Annotated in this window: 17 protein-coding genes and 1 pseudogene; 5 read left to right on the plus strand and 13 right to left on the minus strand. The window is 63.4% G+C overall.

The genetic code is table 11. From position 1 onward, the window contains the following. Positions 1-15: 15 nt before the first annotated feature. The 3 genes from ASPU41_RS16740 to ASPU41_RS16750 all read left to right on the plus strand — a co-directional run bounded on the left by ASPU41_RS16740 (position 16) and on the right by ASPU41_RS16750 (position 3481). The gene (locus tag ASPU41_RS16740) at positions 16-1002 is read left to right on the plus strand and encodes an IS3 family transposase (RefSeq protein WP_231941082.1); all 987 of its coding nucleotides are present in this window, start codon (positions 16-18) and stop codon (positions 1000-1002) included. Between the two features lie 610 nt (positions 1003-1612). Beyond that, complete coding sequence (locus tag ASPU41_RS16745; protein WP_069951867.1) at positions 1613-1975, plus strand: cupin domain-containing protein; 363 nt, start codon at positions 1613-1615, stop codon at positions 1973-1975. 624 nt (positions 1976-2599) lie between these two features. Beyond that, a complete protein-coding gene (locus tag ASPU41_RS16750; protein ID WP_069951868.1) occupies positions 2600-3481 on the plus strand; it encodes a proline iminopeptidase-family hydrolase in 882 nt (293 codons plus the stop codon). Here ASPU41_RS16750 and ASPU41_RS16755 read toward each other — a convergent pair. The 13 genes and pseudogenes from ASPU41_RS16755 to leuS form a co-directional block, all read right to left on the minus strand. Next, positions 3410-4549: a hypothetical protein gene (locus tag ASPU41_RS16755; protein WP_069951869.1), complete on the minus strand. Its 1140-nt coding sequence runs from the start codon at positions 4547-4549 to the stop codon at positions 3410-3412. The genes ASPU41_RS16750 and ASPU41_RS16755 overlap by 72 nt on opposite strands. Then, positions 4527-4817, minus strand: coding sequence for a type I restriction enzyme subunit R domain-containing protein (locus tag ASPU41_RS24110; RefSeq protein WP_442856254.1), 291 nt, complete (start codon positions 4815-4817; stop codon positions 4527-4529). The genes ASPU41_RS16755 and ASPU41_RS24110 overlap by 23 nt, the downstream gene beginning before the upstream one ends. A gap of 1558 nt (positions 4818-6375) precedes the next feature. Continuing rightward, positions 6376-7719 (minus strand): relaxase/mobilization nuclease domain-containing protein, encoded by a 1344-nt coding sequence (locus tag ASPU41_RS16760; RefSeq protein ID WP_069951870.1) that lies wholly within the window; start codon positions 7717-7719, stop codon positions 6376-6378. Positions 7720-7722: 3 nt separating this feature from the next. Next, a complete protein-coding gene (gene mobC / locus ASPU41_RS16765) occupies positions 7723-8139 on the minus strand; it encodes a plasmid mobilization relaxosome protein MobC (protein WP_197515690.1) in 417 nt (138 codons plus the stop codon). 706 nt (positions 8140-8845) lie between these two features. Then, on the minus strand, positions 8846-10693 hold the full coding sequence (locus tag ASPU41_RS16770; RefSeq protein WP_197515691.1) for a DNA primase family protein: 1848 nt from the start codon (positions 10691-10693) through the stop codon (positions 8846-8848). Between the two features lie 613 nt (positions 10694-11306). Next, the gene (locus tag ASPU41_RS16780) at positions 11307-11621 is read right to left on the minus strand and encodes a helix-turn-helix domain-containing protein (RefSeq protein ID WP_069951874.1); all 315 of its coding nucleotides are present in this window, start codon (positions 11619-11621) and stop codon (positions 11307-11309) included. Continuing rightward, on the minus strand, positions 11621-11836 hold the full coding sequence (locus tag ASPU41_RS16785; protein ID WP_069951875.1) for a helix-turn-helix transcriptional regulator: 216 nt from the start codon (positions 11834-11836) through the stop codon (positions 11621-11623). The genes ASPU41_RS16780 and ASPU41_RS16785 overlap by 1 nt, the downstream gene beginning before the upstream one ends. Before the next feature lie 307 nt (positions 11837-12143). Continuing rightward, positions 12144-13697, minus strand: coding sequence for a recombinase family protein (locus ASPU41_RS16790; protein WP_083266583.1), 1554 nt, complete (start codon positions 13695-13697; stop codon positions 12144-12146). Continuing rightward, positions 13675-14706 carry a DUF4131 domain-containing protein gene (locus ASPU41_RS16795; protein WP_069951877.1) on the minus strand — a complete coding sequence of 344 codons (1032 nt, stop codon included), beginning with the start codon at positions 14704-14706 and terminating at the stop codon, positions 13675-13677. The genes ASPU41_RS16790 and ASPU41_RS16795 overlap by 23 nt, the downstream gene beginning before the upstream one ends. A gap of 12 nt (positions 14707-14718) precedes the next feature. After that, the gene (locus ASPU41_RS16800; protein WP_231941107.1) at positions 14719-15600 is read right to left on the minus strand and encodes a ComEA family DNA-binding protein; all 882 of its coding nucleotides are present in this window, start codon (positions 15598-15600) and stop codon (positions 14719-14721) included. Between the two features lie 246 nt (positions 15601-15846). Beyond that, positions 15847-17013, minus strand: a pseudogene (locus tag ASPU41_RS22230) (DUF222 domain-containing protein); the annotation flags it as partial. Positions 17014-17438: 425 nt separating this feature from the next. Continuing rightward, complete coding sequence (locus ASPU41_RS16810; RefSeq protein ID WP_069951878.1) at positions 17439-18425, minus strand: DegV family protein; 987 nt, start codon at positions 18423-18425, stop codon at positions 17439-17441. A gap of 86 nt (positions 18426-18511) precedes the next feature. Next, complete coding sequence (gene leuS / locus ASPU41_RS16815) at positions 18512-21043, minus strand: leucine--tRNA ligase (RefSeq protein WP_069951879.1); 2532 nt, start codon at positions 21041-21043, stop codon at positions 18512-18514. Positions 21044-21790: 747 nt separating this feature from the next. Between leuS and ASPU41_RS16820 the strand changes: the two genes are divergently transcribed. Continuing rightward, positions 21791-24967: an efflux RND transporter permease subunit gene (locus ASPU41_RS16820; RefSeq protein ID WP_069951880.1), complete on the plus strand. Its 3177-nt coding sequence runs from the start codon at positions 21791-21793 to the stop codon at positions 24965-24967. A gap of 29 nt (positions 24968-24996) precedes the next feature. Then, positions 24997-25416, plus strand: coding sequence for a hypothetical protein (locus tag ASPU41_RS16825; RefSeq protein ID WP_083266585.1), 420 nt, complete (start codon positions 24997-24999; stop codon positions 25414-25416). Position 25417 lies beyond the last annotated feature (1 nt).

The following is a 25417-nucleotide window of genomic DNA, read 5'->3' on the forward strand; positions in this document are numbered from 1 at the left end:
GGGCACCTCGGGGTGGTGAGGGCCTGCAGGCTGGTGGGCCGCTCCCGGGCCACCCATCACCGGCAGGCCGCGCCCAAGCCCCGGATGCACGGGCCCTGGCCCAAGGCCCAGCACCCGGCGGAGCTCTCGCCGGCCGAGCGTGCCGAGATCCTGTCGGTGCTCAACCGCCAAGACTACGCGAACCTTTCACCGACCCAGGTCTATGTCCGTGAGCTGGACGAGGGGCGGTACTGGTGTTCGCAGCGCACCATGTATCGCGTGCTGGCGGACGCGAAGATGGGCGGGGAACGCCGACGGCAAGCCACTCATCCGACCAAGGTGATTCCGGAGCTCATGGCCACAAAACCGTGCGAAGTGTGGTCCTGGGATATAACGAAGATGCGTGGCCCGGCGAAGGGAATCTGGTATCACGCCTACGTGGTGCTGGATATTTTTTCCCGTTACGTGGTGGGCTGGCGCATCGAGCGTATCGAGGACGGCCAGCTGGCCGCGGACCTCGTGCAGGAGATTGTCGCCGAGACCGGTGGTAACCCTCCGGGGTACCTGCACGCCGATGGTGGGGCGGCGATGACGTCCAAAGCCCTTGCCTCGATGCTGGTGGACATGGATATCACCAGGTCGCATTCCCGAGCCCATACATCGAATGACAATCCGTTCAGCGAGGCCCAATTCAAGACCATGAAATACACCTCTGACTACCCGGAACGGTTCGACTCCGTGAACGAGGCCAGGACCTGGATGGAAGGATTCACCGCCTACTACAACCACGAGCACAGGCATTCCGGGATCGGCTATCACACCCCGGCCAGCGTGCACTACGGCACAGCCGAGGACGTGCGTGAACAACGCCAGCACACCCTGGACCGGGCGTACGGCGCGCATCCCGAGCGGTTTGTCCGCCGTCCTGCCGCACCTCCGCTGCCGCTGAAGGCGGCGATCAACGACCCGGCAAAAAGAGCCGCGCCCTCGGTGCATTTACAACAACCACTACGTCTCATTTGATTTGACAAATTCCGTAACACGCCGCCTGCGTCTCTTGATCCTTCGCCGTCATGGCCATGGTTAAGCGGTCCATTACCTCGCGTGCCTGTCCCATTTTTCGACCTCCGTCTACGGGCGGCCTCACGGAAGGGCGGGCCGCTCCATGGCTGGGCTCCTGTTCAAACAGAAACCGATTCAAGTACACGCCCGGGCAGGAACGAGTGTCAATGGTGCCGGAGTGAGCAAGATGCAGTCCACTTCGACGGGTCCGCCTCACTGAGTCGGGAGGTGACATTGCCGGGCGTCGAGGCTCGCCAACGCGCCGGTACAAGTCGCCCGGGACATGCCGAGGTCGCGGGCCGCCTGGGTGGCCGGCGTTGATCTGGCGGCAGGCGCTCTCGATCTGGCTGTCGGGGACTGCCCCCCGGCGCCAGCCGATACCGGTGTGCTCTAGGCAAAAGGGGCGATGGGGTCTATATATCATCACGTCAGCTCAGTGCGCTGCCGGCCCTTCTGCACCGGTGCCGACAGGTAAATTCGCCCGTATCCGAGCGTTTCGACTCCGCCTGACAGCCCGCGGTTGCCGGAGCGTACCCACGACAACAAGCAGTACCAACCATAGGAGGTCAAGATGCCAGGTTTAGTTCGCAAAAACCTCGATTCGCCCGAGGAGACACGTCCCTTCGAAGGTGGCACGGGCCAACTTCAACTCGTCAACATGGAACAGGGCGGCGTGGGCCGCGCCACCTTCCTGCCCGGATGGCGCTGGTCCGAGCACGTAAAACCGATCGCCAAAACGGAGAGCTGTCAGGCCGCTCACATGGGATATTTCATCTCCGGTCGAATGAAGGTCGTTATGAACGACGGCGAAGAAATGGAATATGGGCCGGGAGACTTCGCCATCATGGCCCCCGGGCACGACGCCTGGGTATTGGGAGACGAACCCTGTGTCGTAATCGACTGGCAGGGATTCGCCGACTACGCCAAACCCTGACTCCAGGCACCCCGCACGCCAGGATTGCAGGGACCTGGCCAGCACCAGCCATCCCTGCCGCTGCGCCACAGCGGCAGGGATGGCTGGTGCGCGTGATGATGATCCCTCCAGCCTCGCCACGGTGACTTCACGGAACACTGAATCGGAGCATGGCGCTCCGCCGCCGCCGCACGCATCCACTGCCACGCCGTGGTGGCCCACGTCGATACCAGGGCCGCACACAGCTGACCCTGGCCGCCTTCAATCAAGCCCTGCCAGCCTGGCTCCGCCTCAGCGCTCCCGACGCCGGCCGGCGCCGTCCTGGTCACGACGAACAGAACGCCGGAGACCTCCGCTGCCGAGGCCTCCATGGCCGAAGTCAAGACCATGAACACGTCAGTCGCCTCGGCGATAGAAGACGCGGCTTCGCTCCCCGAACTCACGGCAGCAAAATCAAATAATTGACCTGCACGATGGCGAGAAAACTCCACCATTCAGCGGGACGAAACCGGGACAGACTCGAGTTCCCCATCAGATCCAGGCGACCTCCCACGCCGGCTTGGGATTGACGCCACTTGATGCTGCAGCGTCAACTTAGGGACGAAACAGCCATTTCCGTTGGGTCACTTCGTAACTGGAGGCACCATGACTGCTGATTTGCACGCGAGCGAGGGCTATGTCGAGGTCCGCGGCGGCCGGGTCTGGTATCAGGTGGTTGGCGATGGATTGAAAATTCCGCTGGTTACCGTCCACGGCGGCCCAGGAGCCACCCACGACTATCTGGAACCGCTGACGGCTTTGGCCGACGAGCGGCCGGTCGTGTTTTATGACCAGCTGGGTGCCGGGAAATCGGACGTCCCGGACGATGTGAGTCTTTGGACCAATGCCCGACTGGTCGAGGAGCTTGGGGCGGTCCTCGACGCAGTGGGATCACCGAAGGTCCACTTGCTCGGCCAATCGTGGGGGACAACCGTCGCCGCCGAATATGCGCTGCGTTCCCCGGAGCGGCTGGCGAGCTTGGTCCTCGCCGATCCCTGCCTGAGCATTCCTCGCTACGCCGCCGGCGCTGCAGCACTCCGCGCAGCCCTCCCGGCCGACGTGCAGGTGGTCCTTGACCGCCACGAGGCCGCCGGCACCACTGACTCCGAGGAGTACCAGGACGCAACGATGGAGTTCTATCGGCGACATGTTTGCCGATTGGATCCGTGGCCGGATTCGGTGATGCGTACATTCGGTCAGCTGAACCGCACGATTTATGAGCGAATGCAGGGTCCAAACGAATTTGTTATCACCGGCACCCACAAGGACTACGACATCACTGATCGGCTCGGAGGACTGACTGTCGCTACTTTGTTTGTTTGTGGGCGCTATGACGAGACACGGCCGGAGGACACGGAGTTCTACCAAAGCCTCGTACCCGGATCCGAACTGGTGATCTTCGAGGAGAGCAGCCACCTACCTCATCTTGAGGAGCCCGAGCGCTACGCCCAGGTGCTTCGGGGATTCCTGCACAGGTGTGAGACGTGACCCAGACCCAGCCCCGCACGGATGTCGTTCATGGCCCTGGTAGTTCTCGGACACGTAGGCGTATGCCCGGTCAAAAAGCTCGCCGGACGCGGGCAGCCCGTACCGGACCAGGACTTTGCGGATGGCAATACGGACGGCTTTATCGCCTTCCTTGGTGTTGTTCCAGCCGTCCCAGCGGACTTCCTTGACGATGGCGTCGATGTCGGCAACGACCTTGCCGACAATCACAGGCGCGTCCTCCGGCTTGTACTCCTCGAAGATCTGCGTCAGAGCGCCGACGTTCGGGTCAGGCAGCAGGTCCAGACCGAAGGCTCCGGACTCATCCTCGGCTTTCTCCGCCGTCGCAAGATCCCGGGCCAAATCCAGGAGGTCCCGGAGGAAATCCACGGAGTCGTGCGCCTTCGCCAGCTGGCGTTCCCGCAACCGTTCCAGACGCTCCGAGAGCATTTTGTATGCCGGGTGAACGCCGTTGTCGCCTTCGAGGCGTTTGCGCAGCCGGGTGGCGATGTTGTCGATCACTTCCCCGGCGGGGGTCACCGTGGTGTCACCGGTACCCTCGTCAGGGTCGATAACCCCGGCTTCGATGAGGCGCTTGATGGTGCCTTCGTCAGCAATGACGACGTCGACGCCGGTGTCGCTGACGGTCACCTCGCCGATGTGGCCGTGGACGAGCTCAAGGGTTTTGGCACCCAGGCGGTGCCAGAGAAGATCCCGGGTGTCATCGGCCGGTGCGACGGAGGCGTACACCTTGGACAGCCATTTGTAGTCGGCCCGGAGCGCTTCCAGGCGGAGGTCCGGGTAAGCAACCTCCCAGATGCCCTGCAGCATCCCGTACTGGGCAGCGAACCGCGCCATCGCCTGATCGTCCGGTATCCGGTCGTGGGCGGCCTGCAGGGTCGCAAAGCCGCTGGAGGTGCGGTCGATGCCGGCGAAGCGGTCCAGGACGTTGGCGATCTCTACTTCGAACTGCTCCAGGAGCGCGGCCGTCTCGATTTCCTTGCGGGCGTGCTCCGGGTTGGCCGGGGACATTGCCCGGGCGAAGCCGTCACCGAGCCCGATGTAGTCCACTATCAGTCCGTAGCGCTTCTCCTGGCCGGTAGCCGGGTTCTTTCCAGTTCCTGTTGGTCCGGGTGATCGTCTGGTAGAGCGTGTGGAGCTTCATCGGCTTGTCCAGATACATGACGCCCTCAATGGGTGCGTCAAAGCCGGTACCCAGCTTGGAGGTGACGACAATGAATTTCAGCGGGTCGCCGAGCTGGCGGAACCGGTTGAGGATGGCCTCTTCCTTGTCATCGGTCAGACGGAACGACTGCCAGTCGGCAGCGTCCTTGGGTATCCATTTCCGGCGTCAAGCTCAGCCTGAACATCAGTGCCTACGACGTAGAAGCCATTACTGCGGGCCATTGATTCCCGTGAGGTGACAGGCCGCTGGCCCGTCCGCACCGAAGTTACCACCCAAGCCTCCTAACGGAGCTCGCCGGGCCGACTGACCAAAAACTGGCCTAATATGGCCGGCATCACACACGCGGGCCACTTACACCCCATGAGTGGGCTGTAAGTGGGTCAATAACGGCCCCGTGCCGACCACGAGAAGCGCAGCTGACCGACAGCGGGACAAGTCTGGAGGATTGGACCGGACAGACACCAGGAACAGCCCGCTTCGGGACCACGGTGGCCGCTTTCTGGGTCACAAATGACTAACAAAATGCAGCCTGTCGGCCGCATCTTGCTGTCTCTGGATCACCGAGGAGTGGCTGCCATGTTCAGTGGTTCCCCCAATGGCCGGGATTTTCGTCGCTTTGCGGTCATTTTTCGCATTCAGTGACGGTGACGTTGGTGAATCTAGTTACGCTCGCGAATCCAGTTACGTCGTTTCGTTTCGTTCGTTTCGTTTCGTTTCGTTTCGTTTCGTTAGCGGCCTGATTATGCTGGCGACGTGAGGACCGACTGACATTTGCACAACGCCGCTCTTGTGCACATCGCCACCAGCACCAGCGCCGACAAGGACGCCACGGAGACGAAAAGCGCCCGCCGAGCCGCCCTCCGCAACCCCGTACCCCTACGGTCGAGCCAGGGGCGGCAACGAAACGGGGAAGGCCCATAGGGTTATCTCCGCCCAGCAATGAGCGGACGTTTTGCGCAGTGTTTGCCCAGCTCAGTTGGATTCTCGCCCCGGCACTCGCGGAAGGGCTCAAAATTCTCTCTCGACGCAGGACACCCGGGCAAGCGCGGATCGGCTCCAGAAGAACAAAGAGCGCGCACTTCGGCTTCAAGCTGCCTTGGCGTCCTGAACAATCAAGAATGTGACTAGCCGGTCTTCAGTCGGATGAAGGTTGTTCAGGTGGGAAGGCCGTCAGGAAAAAGCAGGGCCAAGCTCGTAGCACTTACGTAGACCTTTTTCCGAAGCGTGCTACATAAGTGCTACTCCTTGAACATTGGTTTACCAGTACTTTTCGTTGAATGTAGCACTGTAGTACTTGTAGCACTTGATTTCTCACATATATATACACGCACGCATGTAAGAGCAATCTATTTCTGGATCCGCAAGTACTACAGTGCTACGCGAGAGCCGATTCGCCTTGTAAACGAGTAAATAATGCGAAGCACTTTGCGCCAGAATGCACTACATAAGGCGCTACAAGGTGCTACAAGGTGCAGCCCACCATCTTCCGACCTGAGCTTTTCTTCCAGAAGCGCGAACACCGCATCGCCTTTCCTAGCAACCGAGCCCATCAGGTTCCGGCCTGAAGCACCGCCTTTCAAGATAGCTCGGACTCCGGCCGGTGCTGATCCGGCTGGCCTGTTGTTGAGCCGGGATTGGGTTCAACTACGCAGAATGCCTGAATGGTATGTCATAGCTTTCCGGCATTTCTTCTGTGTGCCATGTTTTGGGCCTAAATTTCGGGACTGTACTCATGACCTGGATTAGCTACTGGGTTGACCTCAGCCATGGATTCCTCACGAGCCGCTTTCCTGACCGCTCTCTGATAGGGGGTCAACGGCGCAGAAACCTTGGGCAGCTCTGGGGGTTTCAACGGGGCTTGGACAAGCTCGGGGGCGACTACCGGCCCGGAATTGGCAACAGGCTCTGCGGGCTTTGCAGACTTGCTCTGGAGCAAAGCGAGCTTGTCCGCAAAGCTTGGTTTCGCTACCGGTGGCAGTGCTGTGAAGGTTTCTACGGGCCTAATGGATTCCGGGAGGGCATTGGGCGCTTCCACGGGCTTTGAGGCCGTTACAGCTGCAATCTGGGCCATCAGGGCATCCTGGTGGCGCTCGGTCTCCAACCATGACTCAGTTTGGTCTATGCCAAGTATCACTGGCACCGGCAGTGGCACCCGCACAGCTGTAGCCGGCTGACGCCTGCGAAGTTCAATGGCTTCGTCGAGTGCGTTCATCGTGAAGCTAGTCCCCAGCGTAGAGGCGCGACGCTTGCGTCCACGCACAGGTACTCCGTCATCATCCAATGGTGCATAGCTCAGGCCACGGCCCTTCTCACCGCGTTGCCGGGCATCGACCTGGAACTGCTCACGCATCACCACGATGAAATCATCCAGTGAATCAACCTCTGAACTGTCGATCCCGTGACTAATCCGTCGCTTGAGATCGGCCTCCCAAGACACCGGCTCAGCATCTGTGAAGTCTGTACCGGCGGCAACGGCTTGCTCCTTGTTCGCCTCCCACAGAAGACGGTCCGCAGCAATCTTTCGCTCGGCGGCAGTGATGTTGTTCTCGGCATGATTCTTGAGCACAACCGTCTGATCAAAGCCTTCGACGGCAAGCACCCTGTCATGTTCGCGGGCCAGCTTTGAGTGCATCACGATCGAGGAATCCAGAGACCGGCCAGTTCGTGTGTCGAGTGAATTGATCACGATGTGATTGTGCAGGCAGCCGGTCTTACCGTCGATCTGCGTGACCACGAGAAACATACGCCCTGGAAATCTGTCGTGCGCAAGAGCAATTCCGAGCGCATGAGCGCGTTCCTGGTCGCCGGGATCCTTCGGATCCAGTTCATTCAATCCGAAGCTCTCGATGACGTGGTACGCCTGGACAAAACCAGTCTCTTTGTTGAACCTTTTGCGTGTGTCCGTGAATTGCTGTCTAGCCCGCTTCGGGATACAACCGCCCAAGCCAGACGCTGCCACATAACGCGTTCCCGGCGACTGGCCGACCTTCTCGTTCAACACGTAATTGATGAGCGCTCCAGCAGTGCGTGAGGGACTGCTGACGACGATGGCCATGGATCACCACCTCGTCGATGTTGCAGTGGCCACTGTCCGTCCAATGCTGTCCAACTTTTCATTGAGTAGCGTGAGCTGGGCCTGAGCTATCTTGATGTCGCCAGCAGCACCGCCGGAGTTAACCCGAGCAGCGATCTGGTTCACGTTCCGGCCCACTGCGCGGAGCTCCTTCTGAACGTCATTCATGCCGGTGGAAACATCTTCCAACGCACTCACAACTTCGTCAGTGAACGAGACGACGTTCTGCCTATTGGACATCTCCGTCAGCTTCTTCCCGCCGTTGCGTACCATCGTCCGAACCGCAGTAGAGAGCGTCACCTGCTTCGCGTTCGGTGCCGCTGCCTGGAGCGTGGATTGCACCCGTGCAACCACCGCCAGCTCTTCCGGTGAAAAGCGCACCGTAAGAGCACGGGTGTACAACGAGAGGCGCTTCCTTCGACCTACGGAATCCACACCGGACTGCGTCCTTGATGTGTCTTCCGTAGTCTCACTCTGGCTCATAGCTCCCTCTCGTACTGTTACCTTCCACCCTAGTTGCCTGTGCGGTGGACAACAATGCGGCGAGCAGTTTATTTGTCATACATTCGCTGCGCTCATTCCTTCCAAATAACTGTCGCCAAGGGGAGGCTACGCCATCCCCCTGGACCCCCTCCCGGCACCTCGGTCACCGTGGCCGGCGCACGGCAAAGCATCCAGACTGCACGCACGTTCCGTGGCCTTTGAGGAACGCCAAAAAGATGTCAATGAAGGTGAGACCGCCGTTGCCCGCGAACTCGCCGCCTGTTGCTGGTCCTTGGCCGCGTCTGAAGGTACGCCGTTCCATGGCCTCGAAGTGATCCCCCAGACGTGCCCGGCGCGCGCAGCCGGAACAGGGGCCCGTCTCGAGCCGACACGAGACAAGGCTATGGGTGGGTCCGAATCGGACGCCCGAATTGGACCACGATGCGCTCCAGCAAATTCATTGCCACACCGTACCCAACCTGCAGTTCTCAGTCTGACCGCGTCATCGGCCATGACCGGCCTCACCAGGCCCGACGCCACCGCCGGTGCATGAGAAGAGCGGCTCCCGGAAACTAGCTATCCGGAAGCCGCCCAGCTAAGGCGAGTGAATGTTCTTACATGTCAGTTACAGCGCGATCGCATCGGTACCGTCCTCGTCGTCGTCGCCGGCCGCTACCGCGACCGGCTGGCAACGCAAGAGTCCGGCGTAGTTGGCCTTCAGGGGATACGGCACTGCTCGATGATTTACCGCGGTTCCTGTGTACGACGTGTTTGTCCAGTCTCTGAGGTCGTACTCCACTATCAGCGGCTCCGGGCTGGACATATGGCGAGCAGGACGCATGGATTTAGTGCCCATGTGGTCCCATTTTGCAGACTTCGCGAGATGGGTCTTCAGGAAACTCGTAAGAGAGGTCTGGGAACCCGGTCGACCATCCGGATTGGTCTTAAGCGTCCACGCCTTCCACAGATCGTAGATGAAACCGAACGGCAACAAGTCCCAGACAAATTGATCCTCGAATTCCCTCCAAAACAAGATCCTCGGATCATTCACCTCCCGGAACTCATCGAGTTTGGCCTTACACAGCGCAGGCATGCTCAGCTCAGTGTGCCTCATCTGCAGCGCACGCTTGAGCACGTAGCGCAGCACATCGTCCCGTTGCAGGTAGTCGCCTTTGATGTACGTACGCTCCACTCCGGTGAAACATTTATCGAAGGGTATGAGCAGGAGACGGCGGAGGAAGGACTCAGATTTGTCCTTGATCCTGGGGAACTCATTCAAACACTGCACCATGAAGCCCCAGTAGCGGTAGGGGATGGGTTTCTTGTGCTTGCGGTTGATGGAGAAAACGTCGTTGGTAATGACAGCCTTGATGCTGGCTGCTTCGTCGATGAAGGTGCCCACGTCGTTCTCGTCGACGATGATTGCGCTGGTCGTTATGAGTGGTTCCAGCAGGAAGTCCTTGCCGAAGTCCTTGATTGACAATGACGCCGTCGAGCTCTCGCCCACCAAGTTGGCCATGAGCTGGCTGAGTGTGCCCTTCCCGTTGTTACCCATCTCGGCATAGAACCAAGCTGACTTATTCCAGCGCACGTTCGGCCGGACGATGGCACTTTGCAGCTCCCAGAGGAGCTCCACGATCTCGGGGTCGTCGGAGAGTTCAGTCATCCAGGACTCCACGTCCCACATCTTGCCGTCTGGCATCTCGATTAAAACGTTCTGCGCGGTCTCGTCGTATGCAATGCATGACGCCCTTGCCAGGAAGACATACTCAGGCGAGAACGGCTCCAGCATCTGGCTCTCATGGTTCCAGATGCCATTGGCTACGACGCTCAAGTGCGCCACGGGATTACCGTTTGAGACGGACGTTACCGGGGCCTCCCGGAGGAGCCTTTGCATAATCTCGTTGATTCCGGCCAGGTTCATGTTCGGGCTGTACCGCGCAATCACGCTTTGCAGACCCATCTCGGAGGTGTCGTAAAGCCCCTCGTAGGGGCCGTCCGTATGGTAGATCGCGAGCATAGCTTGATCACGCTCCTTCCCAGCCGCCAGCACCGCTTTAACACAGTGCAACCGCTCGACGATCTTGGCCACCTGGACATTCGCGAGGCACTGGGGAAGCGTAAGCATGATGCCCTTCGATACCTCACGGTTGGCCTTCATCGGCACGCGGAACATGTTCTCGTATTTGAACGCCGCGTGCGTACGGCTGACCAGATCGACCTCGATCTCGCCGGGAGACGGAGGACTCGACGGGTCCAGTGCGTCCAGGTACTTCGTAGTGACCTCGATGTAGATCTGCGTTTCGGTCCGCTGCATGCCCTGACTCCGGTGTTTGTCAGGAGCGGCCTCGGGCGGTGCAACAATCGTGGAATCAGGGGAAATGTCGTCTGCTGTAGACTTAACAGGAGCGCCGCCAAACGCTTTTTCTTGGGCCGCCTCGTCTCCGACGGGGCGGCTTTTTGTTTCGGTCATCCCCATGCACCGCCCAGGAGGGAAGCTAAGCGGCCTCGCTGCTGGCGCGTCAGGCCAGCCGAAGCAGCATCCAGCTGGACGAGAGCCCCAGCAACGCTGTCATCAGCGTCGCCCGGGTCCTTCCCGGCCGCTGCCCCAGCCTCTGCCAAGCGAAGCCAATGCCTACCCCGGAACTTGTGTGCGGGCAGACGCCCCTCCCTGATGTGCTCACCAAGGGAATTCGGGCTGCCATAACCCAACTCGCTGAGCCTGGGCAGCGTGAACAGGCCCAAGAGAGCCACAAAATACGCTTCATCCTGGGTAGTGAGCGGCTGCGCAGTTGCGGCATCACACTCTCCTGTGGCCTTCAGACCGTCAGGAGCAGTTGCTGCCCGGTCATCGAGGCTATCAGCGGCAGATTCAGCTGTAGCTTCGAGGCCTTCCTTCACTGGCTTAGGTGTCGTCGCGGTCAGGGGCTGGGCACCTCCCAGCATGGAGGCGAGGCGAGGGCGCTGTTCGGCGGATAACGGAGGAGCCTCGGGGGCCACGCTCTTAGCAGCAGCAGCGCTCTTTGCCGCGGCCGGTATACGAGCAGCTTCGACGTCTGCCGGCTTTGACTCAGGTGTCGTTCCCGTCATCGTGAAGCACCTCCGAGGGCAGATGCGAACGTCGATACAATCAAGTCACGCTGCTCGGGCCTCAGCGGCGGTGCAGCCGCTGCCATGCGCTCAGCCCAGGCTTTCAAGTCCTCTGTTTTCGGGACGATCACATGGGGTGCGATGGAGGCATCAAGATTCGCCTCGGTGACGAAGACCTTGCCACCGATCTTGACGGCGGGCAAGCGCCCGTCACGGATATAGCGACGAAGGGTGATGACACTGAAGCCGCTACGCTCAGCAGCAGCTTGAATGGCGATGTAAGGGGTTGTGATAGATGCGACGGCACTCATTAGAGCACCTCTTCCGCGGTGCTCTGGTGTTCCTGAGCAAGCAGCCAGGTATCGACTGCCTCGGTCCGGTACCGGGTGGTCTTGCCCAGTCGGATATACGCGGGGCCACAACCCCGCATGCGCCACTCACTGAGAGTGCGCTCGTTCACGTCGAGGCGCTCAGCGAGCCTGGCGGGAGTAAGCAGATTGCTGGAAATGGAGATGGACGTAGACATAGCTGAATCCCTTGCTGCTTTTCAGCGGCAAGAGGACCAGCTGACGAGTCGTCTCAGGCTTCTATGTCAGCTGTGCACCATACGGTGCGCATCCACTTGGCGGGAGATCATTCTCCCTTCCCCTTGTGATCGTTTTCGGGGCGTCTTACATCTCACCACGATTGTACACAGATAACCGGGCAATCACGCGTTCAAGGCGATATGCCAACTTGACCGGAATCATCCCTGCCTGCGGCGCCAGAGTGTTGATGGGCTGCACAATTTGCCGGACTGCGGCGAAGATCCACTTCTGGGTATGGGAGAGAGTTCAACGCCAAATAGGGTCAACCCGATCTCTGTTGATACCCCTTTGGCCCTTCGAGTCCGGGCCCACGCGGTTGATCCTCGGCGTCACCACGGCGCGGATGACCCTGCGTTTGTCCGCCAACTCAAGTGCGTCCCACCCCCTGAGAATGGCACCGCCCTGCACTAGTCGAAGCACCAACGGGTCCATCTCAGAAAGCTGTTCCAGCCGCTTTTGGGCTGCTTTGATCTTTGGCTGAATCCTGGCCTCTTGGTCAAGTAGGAGATCAAACCGTAGCTTCTCGGCTGCTTCCATGCGAACGTCGTCCAGATATTTCTGGTAGCCGGCGATCTTCGCCAAGACGGCCTGACGCTCGGCGTCAGTGTCTTTGCCGGGCTCCCCACCCCCGGTGAGGAAGTCTGGGCGGGCTAACCGCGCCAGCAACAACCCAGTGACCACCTCGTCCAGGTGCTCTTGCCGCATCGCCACGTGGAAGCCGGTCTTACCGGGTACACCAACGCAAACGTAGGAGTTATAGTGCGGATATGGCAGTTCATTGCCGTGTTCGTCAACGGGCTTGGGCAGGGGTTCTCCTGTCACCTTGTCTTTGCGCCGTCCGGCGTTCTGCTTCCCGATGCGCGCCGGCGCACCGCAAACGCCGCACACTGCGATGCCCGTCAGCAAGTACCTTGCTGGCCAGTCGTTCGTCCTCTTGCGCTCCGGAGGGCTCATGATCACCTGCAACTTCAACCAGGTATCAAAATCAATCAGTGCAGGCCACATCGCTTCTACATGACCGAGGATCTCACCCCGGTGCTGACGCTTCCCTGCGTAGGCTGGCATGGTCAGCATTTGCTTGACCGCTGGTGCTGTCCAGCCTAGATTCGATCGGTGTTGCTTTCTGGTCGGACGCCTCCGCTCTACACCGCGCTCGTTGAAGTCCTTTGCCACTGCATAAAACGACTGGCCCTCCAGGATGCGCCGAGCCGCCTCTTGCACGATTGGCCCCTGTTCAGGATGGGGTTCTATGCGCTCCAGCTCGCCGGTCTTTTGGTCATAGACACGGTGGTAGCCGTAGATGTTCTTCCCATGTGGGCGGCCCCCTTCAGCAGCAGCTCGAACGTCGCGCTGGATGCGTTCTGATGACTTGTCGCTCTCGTACTCGGCATCAACGGCATCTTCCAGCAGGCTACGCCGATCCCGGGCGTTAGACGGGTCATACAACCTGCCATGTGTCGTTACCCAGATGCACACGGTTCGCTCTTTGCACAGTTCAACTAGGTCCACCCACTCACCGACCCGACGGGAGCCACGACTGGACTCCCAGATTGCGAGCACGTCAGCGTCGAAAGTGTCTTCTTCAAGGTCCGTGATCAAGCGCTTGAAGTCCTCACGGCCTCTGCGTGCAAAGCGGCTAGCACTGCGGTCCGTGTCGCGGTACGGCGGGTCTGGGTGCAATAACCAGCCCTGTCGATCGAACGCATTGACGTTCTCATCGTGCTGCTGATCGGGGCTTTTGCCCGTTCCTTTGCTGTCCTTGGAGACCCGCAAGTACTCACGTACGATCAAACTTTTCATACCCACCCCCTTTGCAAACAGTAACACCGCTGACGGCAGTCAGGTGGGTCATGCCGACGGACTTCATGGCGGCGTCCAGCCCGGCATCCAGGGTGCTGGTGTCGCCGGTGACCATTCCCGGCAGGAGACCCCGGGCGTCGCCGTCGAATCGCCCGGCGGCGGCGCTGAAACGGTCGCGGAGCTCGCCCGGGCCCCGCAACCAGGGCCCGGGGACACTGAGCCTATGCGGGGCGGAGCTGGCCGAAAGGACGGCCGCTTCCGGCTGGCCCGGCTCGGGCGGCTTCAGCTTGCCGGTCGCACGGATCCGCTGGCCCGGGGCTGCATGCTCCCAGTCCGCGCCACCCAGGACCAGCAGCCTGGCCTGCGCCTGGACGCGGCGCGAATCGAAGGTCATTTCGACCAAGGTGGCCGGCACCGCCCACCGGTCCGCGAGTCCGGAACGGCCGGGGGCCTTGAGCCGCCGGGGTGCCCCCGTTATGTCCACTTCCACAGCGACGGCTGTGTGCGCGGCGGCTGCGGCGGCCACAGCACCGTCGTGCCGCCGGGAGGAGTCGGCGGCACCGTGACCGCCCGCTGCAGCGGCGAGAAGCAGGGCCACGGCCATCGTCGCGTGGAAACTTCGCCGTGCCGGTTTGCCGGTCCGGCGTGCTCCGGCCGGGAATACCACCCTGAGCAGCTGTACTCCGCCGGCCGCCACAAGGGCCAGGCACAGCGCGGCCAGCGCCGCGGGGTGCAGCTGGTGTCCCGCGGCGGCCATTGCCCACACCAGCACTGCGGCGGGGACCAGGCGTATGTCGGTCCGGCGCGGCGTTTCCTCCCGGGCCGGGGCGGGGCGCTCCGGACGGGCGAACGGCGGAAGCCGGTCACGGAGCCGCGTCCCCGGGCGTTGCTGCCAGCCAGCTGGCGGATGGTCCGGTGCGGCCTGCGCGGGCGCCGGAGAGCCAGCAGATCCGGGCAGTCGGACCACCGCGGCGTCAACATACTGCTGCCAGCGGCTCCGCTTTCCCATGCTCCCCCGTCCTCACACCCGGACCAGGGGCAGCAGCACCTCAAGCAGCTTGGGCCCGAACCCGTCCACGGCGTCCAGCTCCTCTATCCGCTGGAAGTGGCCGTGCTGCGTGCGCCACTCCACGATCCGTTGCGCCAGCACCGGACCGACGCGCGGGAGGGTTGCCAGTTCCTCGAGGCCGGCCGTGTTCAGGTTGGTCTTTCCGGTCGCAGGAGGGGTGCCGCCGGCACCCGTCGGGCTTCCCCGGGCCCCGTCGCCCGTCGGAGGAATCCCGGGCTGGACCGTTTCACCCTGCCGCGGCACCAGCACTTTTTCCCCGTCGGCGAGGACGGCCGCGAGATTGAGCTGGTCGGGGTCCGCGTCCGGAGCGCCTCCCCCCGCCGCCGCAATGGCTTCGTGCAGTCGGCTCCCCTGCGGCAATTCCACAATTCCGGAACGGACCACCGCCCCGGCCACATGCACGATGATTCGTCCGGGGGCAACGCCCCCGTTTCCGCCGTGGGAAAACTCCGCAGCGGGAGTCGGTCCGGTGTCAGGTTCGGGGGCCGGCGTTTCGTCGGCTTCGGCCGCTTCTGCAGCCTCTCCGGCGTCGTTGACAGAGCTGAGCGGGCTGACGGCCTCTGTGACGTTCGCAGCCTGCCACCAGAACCAGCCCAGGAGCGCCATGGAGGCCAGGCACAGCAGCGCGGCGGCCTGCCGTCCGGTGCGCCACCGGATGCGGGGTCCGCGGCGACCCGGCGGATCGTCCGCGGTCCCCTGTTCCTCGGCCGGTGAAACCAGCGGCGGCTCCCGGAGCAGGCCCGTTCCGTCACCCGAACGAACGGCGGAGTACAGCCTGCGGCCGGCCGGCCCCGGTTCGTCGCTGGGTGGGTTGTCGGGAACGTGGCGCGGCATGCCTCAATCGTACGAAGCTTCGGGGTCGCCGCTCAGGGCGTTCGGTTCCTATGTGGATACTGGAGGAAGCGGGGCAGAGGTGATCCGGCGCCTTAAGGCCGGCAAGTCTCCTAATGCTTGAGCCATCTCGACTGAGCCACTTCGTGAAGGACCATTCGACGATGTTTCATTGCCTGTCTGCTTCGGTATCCGGCCCTTTGATCGGCAACCACAGTAGCCAAGGGGCGGACGGTTCGCTCCCGTCGATCAGAGAGATTTGACGAGGAAGTACTCCAGGACGGATTCAGCCGGGCGATCCAGCCAATCCAAGTCGTCGGCGCGGACGTCCGGGAATGGTGCCCCGGCCGTGAATGGGTACCAGTCCGGGAAGGGATCCTTGGGCCATTCCGGTTCCGGATCCGCGTCGGGATCCGCGGGCCATGACGGTTCCGGTCCAGGATCCGGAGGTGGTTCCGGGTCCGCGTCCGCGTCGATGGCTGCGTCCATGTCCGCGGTCAGGAGTAACAACGGCCAGCCGTCCGGCCAGTGGGGTGGTTCCCAGTCCTGCTGTTCGCTGGGGTAGTGCCGTCCGGTCGGGGAGGTCCAGCCCGGCGGGGCGGTTTTGCTGGCCCCGGCCGGTGTCCAGGCTGAGTTGTGTTTGAGCTTGTGGTGTTTGCGGCAGGGCTGTCCGAGGTTGGTGATCCCGGTGGTGCCTCCGTCGGCCCAGGCCAGGAGGTGGTCCGCTTCGTTGTCCAGGGAGTGGTTGTTGCACCCCGGGAACGGGCATCTCCCGTCGCGGAGCATCAGCCAGTGCCGCTGGGCTTTGGTGAGGCGGTAGCTGGTCCGGCCGATTTCCAGCGGCGCCCCGTCCCGCGGATCCACCAGGACCCGGTGGAAGGACCCGGCGCCGTCGGTGACCAGGCGGCGGGCCATCGAGGGCGGGATCGGCCCGTACCCGTCCAGCATCGCCGGTTCCTCCCCGGCGCCGAGCAGGGACAGGACCGGGACGGTGATCAGGACCTGCGCCCGCGGCGAGGGCACACCCCCGCACACCGCACCCTCCCCACCAGCGCCTGTGGTGCCATTGTTGCCGGTAGTGCCGGTAGTGCCTGTGGTGAGCAGCCAGGTGGCGGCGATGTCGGCGCGGAGCTGGGTCAGGGTGCGTTCCTCGTCCGGGCCCTGCAGGGCGCGGGCGGCCGCGGTGGTGGTCCGTTCCCAGATCCCAGCGGCGGTATCGGCCGGAAGGTACGCGGAGAACCAGGCCATCCCGTCACTGTCCGGGCGGAACTCGACCCGCCGGTCCGCCGCGCACCTGGCATGGCGCTGTTCGATGCTCTCCCGGTGGTGGCGTTCGCGCCACAGCCGCACCTTCAACGCAGCCGCCCGCGCCTCCCACCGCGCCATGACGGCCAGGCCATCCAGGCAACCATCCGCCAAATCCCGCAACGGATCCTCCCACAGCGGATCAGCGTCGGACGGAGCAGTGCCAGCACCCGCCGGATCAGTCTGAACAGCACCGGACGGAGCCGTGCCGCCAGCGCCAGCCGGGGGGACGGAATCCAGCGCCGCCGTCCACGCCGCAACAGCCGCCAGCGCCGCCCTGCCCTCCGCACACCAGTCCGTGCTTTCCATAAACCCAGTACATCAGGGGGCTATGACACTTTGAGGAACCCCGCCAGAGCGGCCGCTGGGCCGCGGACGCCCGCCCGGACGACGCCGGGACAGGTGTTGTCCTCACGAGCACGGTTTGTCCTCAGGCGAGGAGGGTCAGGACCCTGAGTTTCTCCAACAGAGCGGCTCGTTCTACCAAGGCGCTTCGGTAAATAACGCCCGCAGCCATGCCAGCCAATCGTGGCGGCCTAGGACGAGGAGGGAGCCTTCGGGGCCGCGGGGGCGCCGCTCTCCCCCACGATCACCGCCAGCACACCCAGTCCGGCATGGGCAGCCAGCACGGCCGGCAGCGCACTGATCTGAACGGGCGGAGAGCCGGGCACCGATTCCGTCAGTTCCGCGGCGAGCTGTTCGGCCTCCGCCGGGTTGCCGAAATGGTGGACGGCGAGCCGGGCCTGGCCCGCGGGCCGGCTGGCGGCGTCGGCCACAGCGATCTCCTTGAGCCGCGCGATGGCCTTCGCAGCCGACCGGACCTTTTCCAGCGGAACCACCCGCCCGTCCTCTACCGCGAGGATGGGTTTGATCGAAAACATGGTCCCCCAGACCGAGGCCGCGGCGCCGATCCGTCCGCCGCGGCGCAGCTGTTCGAGGCTCGGCACGTAGAAGTACACCTTGGTGCGGGCCAGCTGTTCTTCCGTGGATTCGCTCACTTCCGCCGCGGTCCTGCCGTCCGCCGCGGCGACAACGGCGCTCTGGACACCCATCCCCTGCGCCATGCCGACGGTGCGGGAGTCCAGGACCTCCACGGGAATGCCCACGCGCGCGGCGGCGAGCCGGGCCGAGTCCGCAGTCCCGGACAGTTCGCCCGAAATGTGGACGGACACAACGGCCTCGAAACCACGCCTCTGCGCCGCCAGATAAGCCTGCTCGAACTGCCCGGGCGAAGGACGCGACGTCTTGACCGGTGTGCCGCTCGCAAGGGCCACGGCGATCGTATCGGCGATGTCATCCTCGCCTTCGCCGTAGATTTCCGCACCCACCATCACGGGCATCGGTACCACGGTCAGCCGCCCGTCGGCTGAGAAGGCACGGACCCAATCGGCCGGCAATGCAGCGGCCGAATCCGTGACGATGGCCGTGCGAACAGCGGGGACAGCTTCGGGCCGGCGGGCCTGACGGAGCGGGATGAGGCGCTCCTTCAGCCACAGCCACCCCGCGGGGTCGCGGTGGGGCACGCAGCACCTCCTGGTCGTTGCTCTCGTTCTCGGGACACTTCCTGATGGCCGGCCACCGGTTCACACCGGCGGCCAGCCGCGGCCGGTCAGGCCGGGACGATGTTGACCAGTTTAGGCGCCCGGACGATCACCGTACGGATCCCGCGGCCGTCGAGGGCACGCTGGACGTTTTCCGAGGCCAGGGCCAGTTCCCGCAGTTCGTCCTCGCCGATCTCTGGCGAGACTTCCAGGCGGTCCCGGACCTTGCCCTGGACCTGGACGACGGCGGTCACGGTGTCCTGCACGAGAAGGGCCGGGTCGTGCTTCGGCCAGCCGGCGTTGGCCACCGAGGCGGGATGTCCCAGCACGTTCCAGAGGTCTTCTGCCGTGTACGGCGCGAAGAGGCTCAGGATGACGGCGACGGTCTCTACGGCTTCACGGACGGCCGGATCGGCGCCGCCCGCTCCGCTGACTGCGTCAATAGTCTTGCGGGTCGCGTTGACCAGTTCCATGAGCTTGGCCACGACCACATTGAACTTGTTGTGGTCCAGCAGCGCTTCCGCGTCGGCGATGGTGCGGTGAGTGACGGTGCGAAGGGCCCGGTCCCCGGCGGCGTAGTCGACGCCGGGAGCGCTTGTGACGTCCTGGCCCAGGCGCCAGGCGCGGGCCAGGAACTTCGCGGAGCCCGACGGTGAAACGTCCGCCCAGTCGACGTCGTCCTCCGGCGGGGACGCGAAGATCATCGTGAGCCTGACGGCGTCGACGCCGTACTTGTCCAGCTGTTCGCTGAGGTCCACGCCGTTGCCCAGCGACTTGCTCATGGCTTTGCCGCCGTTGAGCACCTGCCCCTGGTTCAGCAGCGCGCTGAACGGCTCGTCGGCGTCGATCATGCCCAGATCGTGGATGACCTTGGTGAAGAACCGTGCGTAGAGCAGGTGCAGGATGGCGTGCTCCACGCCTCCCACATACTGGCCCACCGGCATCCAGTCGTTGATCTTCTGCGGATCGAACGGGCCCTCGGTGTACTGCGGGGAGACGAAGCGCAGGAAGTACCACGAGGAATCCACGAAGGTGTCCATGGTGTCCGTGTCCCGCTTGGCCGGGCCGCTGCAGTTCGGGCACGCGACGTTGACCCAGCTTTCGACGGCGGCCAGCGGCGACGTGCCCTTCGGGGACAGGTCTTCGCCGCGCAGGTCGGCCGGCAGCGTGACGGGGAGCTGGTCGTCCGGGACCGGGACTTCCCCGCAGGCGGGGCAGTGGATGATCGGGATCGGGGTGCCCCAGAATCGCTGCCGGCTGAGCAGCCAGTCCCGCAGGCGGAAGTTCACGAACTTCTCGCCCGTGCCCTGCTGCTGCAGAATTTCGATGGCGGCCGGGATGGCTTCTGCCTTGGGCAGTGCGTCCAGGGCGCCGGAGTTGATCAGGGTTCCCTCGCCGGAGGTCGCGGTGCCGCTGACTGCGGGATCTTCCTCGCCCGTGTCCAGCACGGCCCGGACCGGCAGGTCGAAGGTGCGGGCGAAGTCGAGGTCGCGCTGGTCGTGGGCCGGGACGGCCATGATGGCGCCGGTGCCGTAGTCCGCCAGCACGTAGTCGGCGGCCCAGACGGGCAGCTTCTCGCCGTTGAGCGGGTTGATGGCGTAGCGGCCGGTGAAAACGCCGGTTTTCTCGCGCTCGGTGGACTGGCGTTCGATTTCGCTGAGCGCCTTGACCTGTTCGCGGTACGCGTCCAGGGCCGCAGCGTGCTCCTCCGTGACCAGCTCGACGGCGATCGGCGCGTCCGCGGCGACGACGAAGAACGTCGCGCCGTACAGGGTGTCCGGGCGGGTGGTGAACACCGTGACGTCCTTGGCGGGCTTGCCGCCGTCGGCCTCGATCACGAAGTTGACGTGCGCGCCCTCGGACCGGCCGATCCAGTTCTTCTGCATGGCCAGGACGCGTTCTGGCCAGTGGCCACGCAGTTCGTCCATGTCATCGAGCAGCCGGTCGGCATAGTCGGTGATCTTGAAATACCACTGGTTCAGGGACTTTTTGGTGACCGGGGTGCCGCAGCGCTCACAGGCACCGTTGACGACCTGTTCATTGGCCAGCACTGTCTGGTCCGTGGGGCACCAGTTGACTGGGGAATTCTTGCGGTAGGCCAGCCCGCGCTCATGGAAACGCTTAAAGAGCCACTGGGTCCAGCGATAGTATTCCGGGTCGGAGGTGTGGATCCGGCGGGACCAGTCGGCGGAGATGGCGTAGCGCTTGAAGGACGCCGCCTGGGTCTCGATGTTGGCGTAGGTCCACTCGCTGGGGTGGGCGTTGCGCTTGATGGCGGCGTTCTCCGCCGGCAGGCCGAAGGAATCCCAGCCGATCGGGTGCAACACGTCGTAGCCCTGCTGGCGCAGGTAGCGGGCGACGACGTCGCCCATGGCGAACGCTTCGGCGTGCCCCATGTGCAGGTCACCGGACGGGTACGGGAACATGTCCAGAACGTAGCGGCGTTCCCTGGAACCGTCATCGACAGGTGCGAAGACCTTCAGGTCCTCCCAGACCTGCGGCCACCGGGCTTCCATTGCCGCAAAGCTGTAGGCACCTTCCTCAGGGCCGTCCGTCCCGACTCCTGCTGTTCCGGTTTCTGTCTCCGGCTGAACGCTCACTGCTGGCCTCTTCTGTTCTTCAAGCCTGATTACCGTCAAGTCTGTACTAGCGGGGCCCTTGGCGCTCGGCCCCTGCCCCCTGCCGCCGGCCCCGAAAGGGCCCAGACGCACAAAAGCCCCTCGACACGGAGGGGCGGCCGCTCGACAGTCCGAACTTTCCTCGGAATGCCGGCGGCTAGCTAAGCAGAAGGATCGCACGCATACAACTACTTTAGCGCCTTCGGCCGCCCGGCGGGTGGAGCCTGGCCCCTCCCTCGTTTCCCGCTGTGGCCAGAGCGACGCTGAGACGGCCCGGGTCGCAGGCGGAGAAACTGGCGGACCCGGCCTGCGCCCAGATTGTTATAAACCGGAACTTGAAAAACAGCGGTACTTACTTTTAAAACCATTTACCCCAACGGCGAGTGGCGGAAGATTATGCGCGAGTAGTTCGCACAAATCACTAGGTAGTATTTTCGGCCGTCCAAGAGGTTGATATGGGGCCCTCCACGTAGTCCCTGGACATTCGTTGAATGTGCAGTGCTTTGATCTTCCAACCCCTCCAAATGCCCGTCGTTACGGGTAATCCGGCGGTCTTGCCAAAGGCGCCGGACAGGCACACTATTCTCCCAAGATCCCTGGGGGATTTGTCAAATTGTCTCGGGTTGAGGAGCCTGCCATGTATCCCTTCCGCGTTTCAGTGCTGCACAAATTAATTCTCCCGGCGGAGCGCATCGGCGCTGCCGGCAGCCACCAGAAAATGGCCTAGCCATGTTCGGCTGGATAACCCGCTTCAGTTTGCACTTCCGTATCCTTGTTCTGGCCCTCGCCGGCGGACTGGTTGCCTTCGGCGTCGTGAACGTTCCCCGCATCGCTGTGGATACCCTGCCGGAGTTCGCACCGGCGCATGTTGAGATCCAGACCGAAGCCCTGGGCCTGTCCGCTGTTGAGGTGGAACAGCTCATCACTTCCCCGATGGAGGCCGACCTCCTCAACGGGGTGGCCTGGCTGGACGAGATCCGGTCCAAATCCGTACCGGGGCTCTCGTCGATTGAACTGGTCTTTGAGCCGGGCACCGACCTGCTCCGTGCACGGCAGTTGGTGGCGGAACGGATGACCCAGGCCCACGCCCTGCCGAACGTTTCGTCCCCGCCGCTGATCATGCAGCCGATGTCCTCCACCAGCCGCGTGCTGATGGTCCGGTTGAATTCCAGGCAACTCTCCGGCATTGAGATGTCCGTCCTGGCCCGCTGGAAGATCAAACCGCGTCTGGTCGGCATTCCCGGGGTAGCGAACGTGTCCATTTGGGGCCAGCGTGAACAGCAGCTTCAGGTCGAGGTCACTCCCACCCAGCTGCGCGACCGGGGCATCACCCTGGAACAAATCATCAAGACCGCAGGCAATGCGGTCTGGGTCTCCCCCTTGAGCTTCCTTGAGGCGTCCACTCCGGGCACCGGCGGTTTCGTGGAGTCCCCCAGCCAGCGATTGGGCATCCAGCACGTCCTTCCCATCCGCACCCCGGCGGATCTGGCCAAGGTCAGTGTGGAGGACGCGCCCCAGCCGATGTTGCTGGGCGATATAGCAAACGTCAAGGAAGACCATCAGCCGCTGATCGGCGACGCAGTCGTTGGCCAGGATGCAGGCCTGATGCTGGTGGTTGAAAAATTCCCGGGAACCAGCACGGTGGATGTGACCCGCGATGTCGAGGCAGCCCTGCAGGACATGGGTCCCGGGCTCACCGGCATCACCGTCGACACCAACGTGTTCCGTCCCGCCACTGCCGTTCAGGACACCGTGGACGGTCTCGGTGTGGCGCTGCTGCTCAGCCTTCTGATTGCGGTTGCGCTTTTCTGGCTGCTTTTCCGCTCCTGGCGCGTCGCTGTGATCGCACTGATAGCCCTCACAGTGACGGTCATGACGGCGGCCGTGGTGCTGTACTCCCAAAACGCGACGCTGAACATCACGGTGCTCGTCGGCATTCTGCTCGGCGTTTCCGTGATCGTCGGTGACGTTGTGGAGGATGTCCAGGCACAGCGCCGCCGGCCCCTGACCACGGTGGCAACTGCAACGGAGGCAACCCTGAGGCCCCGCATCACGGACTCGGCCCGGGGCATCCGCACTCCGCTCTTCCACGCCTCACTCATCATGGTCGTCGCCCTCATCCCGACGCTGTTTGTACCCGGTGTCGGCGGCTCCTTTTTCCATCCGCTCTTCTGGTCGCTGGCGCTTGCCCTCGCAGCGGGGCTCCTGGTCGGCCTCTCCGTGACGCCGGTGCTGGCACAGATGCTGCTGCCCCGCGAATCGGTGCGCCGGGCCGAGTCCGCGGCCGCCGGCCGTGCCCGGGCCCGCTACAACCAGGTCCTGGATGGTGCCCGTTCACGCCGCACCCTCAGCCTGGTGGCCGTTGCCGTCATCGGCACCCTGGGCCTCGCCGCCGGATCCCAGCTGGTGGCCAACCGGCCCGTCGTCCCGACGCTTCCGGACCGGACGCTGCTGGTGCAATGGGACACCATGGCCGGTACGTCCACCGACGAAGTCCGCCGGGTCGCTTCGAAGGCCTCGGAGGAGCTGCGGGCACTGCCGGGCGTGAGCGGGGTGGGTGGCCACATCGGCCGCGCCATCACCTCGGACCAGGTAGTCGGAAACAATTCCGCCGAGCTCTGGGTGTCCATGGCTGCAGACGCCGATTTCAGCGAAACTGAGCAAGCGGTACGGGACGTAGTCCAGGGTTACCCGGGTATCTCCAATAACGTCACGAACTACTCACAGCAGGAAGTCGGCGACATGCGCAACAGCCTGGAGCCGCGTTTCGCGGTGCGCGTCTATGGCACCGATATGCCGGTCCTGCGCGAAAAAGCCGAAGACGTCCGGAAGGCGCTGCAAAAGATCGATGGCGTGCAGAACCCGACGATCAACGCAGCGGCGATGAACCCGATCGTGGAAGTCGAAGTCAATCTCGAGGCAGCCCAGCGCGTCGGCATTAAGCCCGGTGACGCCCGGCGGGCCGCCGCGACCCTGATGCAGGGTGTCATCGTCGGCAACATGTTCGAACAACAGAAGGTGTTCGAAGTCGTGGTCCGTGGTGCGGTGAACGTCCGGGATGACCTCACCAGCATCCGGGAACTGCTCCTGGACACCCCCGACGGCGGACACGTCCAGCTCGGCGAGATCGCCGCGGTCCGGATGGTTCCCAACGAAGTGGTCATCCAGCACGACGCCACCTCCCGGCGGATCGACATCGTGGCCGACATCACCGAACGGCCCCTGGCCGACGTCCAGCGCGATATCGAAGCAGCAATAAAGCAGGTTCAGTTCCCGCTTGAGTACCACGCCGAAATCCCCGCCAAATACAGCGAGCTGCGCGCAGCTGACACTCTGGTGCTGTGGCTTGGAGCAGCAGCCCTGGTGGGAATTTTGCTTTTGCTCCAGACCGCGGTGCGGAGCTGGAAGCTTGCGCTCGCTGTCTTCGTTGCCCTGCCGGCGGCGCTGTCAGGTTCGTTCCTCGCCGCGTGGTTGGGTGCGGCCTCGATCTCCTGGCTTTCACTCACTGCCGTTGCTGCGGTGCTGGCCGTCACAGCCCGCAACGCGGTGCTGCTCTCAGCCCGGGCAGACGAGCTGTGGCGGGCAGCGCCGCAAACGCCCCGCACCGAAGCGGTGCTGTCCGCGGCCCGTGAGCGGGTGGCGCCAGTCCTCAACGCGGCCCTGATCACCGTCACGGTCCTGATACCGCCGGCTCTGCTTGGCGGCAGCGTCGGCCAGGCCCTGGTCGCCCCGATGCTGCTGATCGTGGTTGGCGGCCTCATCACCGCGACGCTGGTGGCGCTGCTGGTGTTCCCCCTCCTGGCCCTCTGGTTCGGTCCCCGGACCGCCCCGGAAGAGTGGTCGGAAGTTTACGAAGCGGAAGTCCCCGTTCAGCCCGTCATGCAGGAAAAGGTGGAAACAAAATGACCAGCCGAAAATCCCCACGGCGCATATCTTTGGCAACCGCAGTCTGTGCAGCCCTCGTGCTCTCCCTGCCGGGCTGCGCTACGCCCGCCGCCGCCCCGCCGGCCGCCAGTGAAGCGCCTGCGAAGGTGGAAAAGAACGCGGACACCGGCATCGCTAAGCTGACGCTGACCCAGCGGGGCATTGATCGGCTGGAACTGAAGACCGAGCCGGTTACGGCTGGCTCGGGAACCGAGATCAAGCTGCCCTACGGGGCGCTGATGTACGACGCCAACGGTAAGACCTGGGTTTACACCAACCCGGCACCGAGGGTCTACGAGCGCCAGGAGCTTGCCGTGAGCAGGGTGGAGGCCGGCGTGGTCACCGCCACCGCCGGACCTCCGGCGGGAACCCAGGTGGTCACGGTAGGCGCGGCTGAGCTGTTCGGCGCCGAGTTCAACACCGGCAAATGAC

It is taken from the genome of Arthrobacter sp. U41 (assembly GCF_001750145.1).
Taxonomy (GTDB): Bacteria; Actinomycetota; Actinomycetes; order Actinomycetales; family Micrococcaceae; genus Arthrobacter.

Coding starts and splice junctions, on each gene's coding strand:
- ASPU41_RS16745 (WP_069951867.1), top strand. CDS start 1,613: ATGCCAGGTTTAGTTCGCAAAAACCTCGATTCGCCCGAGGAGACACGT.
- ASPU41_RS16750 (WP_069951868.1), top strand. CDS start 2,600: ATGACTGCTGATTTGCACGCGAGCGAGGGCTATGTCGAGGTCCGCGGC.
- ASPU41_RS16760 (WP_069951870.1), bottom strand. CDS start 7,719: ATGGCCATCGTCGTCAGCAGTCCCTCACGCACTGCTGGAGCGCTCATC.
- ASPU41_RS16770 (WP_197515691.1), bottom strand. CDS start 10,693: ATGACCGAAACAAAAAGCCGCCCCGTCGGAGACGAGGCGGCCCAAGAA.
- ASPU41_RS16780 (WP_069951874.1), bottom strand. CDS start 11,621: ATGAGTGCCGTCGCATCTATCACAACCCCTTACATCGCCATTCAAGCT.
- ASPU41_RS16785 (WP_069951875.1), bottom strand. CDS start 11,836: ATGTCTACGTCCATCTCCATTTCCAGCAATCTGCTTACTCCCGCCAGG.
- ASPU41_RS16790 (WP_083266583.1), bottom strand. CDS start 13,697: ATGAAAAGTTTGATCGTACGTGAGTACTTGCGGGTCTCCAAGGACAGC.
- ASPU41_RS16795 (WP_069951877.1), bottom strand. CDS start 14,706: ATGGGAAAGCGGAGCCGCTGGCAGCAGTATGTTGACGCCGCGGTGGTC.
- ASPU41_RS16800 (WP_231941107.1), bottom strand. CDS start 15,600: ATGCCGCGCCACGTTCCCGACAACCCACCCAGCGACGAACCGGGGCCG.
- ASPU41_RS16820 (WP_069951880.1), top strand. CDS start 21,791: ATGTTCGGCTGGATAACCCGCTTCAGTTTGCACTTCCGTATCCTTGTT.